The sequence below is a fragment of the Xanthobacter sp. BG11Y11_SDJG genome, assembly GCF_057364445.1.
This window is the reverse complement of record NZ_JBNFNU010000911.1, coordinates 1-493: the sequence shown is the minus strand read 5'-3', so window position 1 is coordinate 493 and position 493 is coordinate 1. Positions and strand designations below refer to the sequence as shown.

At 72.4% G+C, this 493-nt stretch carries 1 protein-coding gene; it reads left to right on the top strand.

All coding sequences use genetic code 11. The features are described 5' to 3' along the window. Positions 1–493: CoA transferase (locus AC2W7M_RS27255; RefSeq protein WP_486136375.1), on the top strand; the 493-nt coding region annotated here is incomplete at both ends.

Below are 493 nucleotides of genomic sequence, written 5' to 3'. Positions count from 1 at the left end.
AGCGCGCCGCAGCGCCCGCTGGACGGGCTCAGGGTGCTGGAGATCGGGCAGTACACCACGGCGCCCCTGTGCGCCCGCCAGCTCGGCGCGTTCGGCGCAGACGTGGTCAAGATCGAGCCGCCGGGCGGCGAGCCGGCGCGCCTCCTGCCGCCGCTGCGCGACGGCCAGGGCTACTTCTTCACCATGAGCAATTCCGACAAGCGCGGCGTGAGCCTGGACCTGCGCGACACGGCGGACGCGGCCCTGTTCGCCGACCTCGTCGCCCACGCGGACGTGCTGGTGGAAAACATGAAGCCGGGCGCGCTGGGCCGCTTCGGTTTCTCGCCGGACGCGCTCAACCGCCTCAATCCGCGCCTCGTCTATTGCGCCGTCAGCGGGTTCGGCGCGGATGCGCCGGATCGCGCGCGCGGCGCCATGGACACCACCATCCAGAGCGCCGCCGGCATCATGGACGCGATCCGGCACGGGAGCCTCCACGCAGCATGGCTCTCGA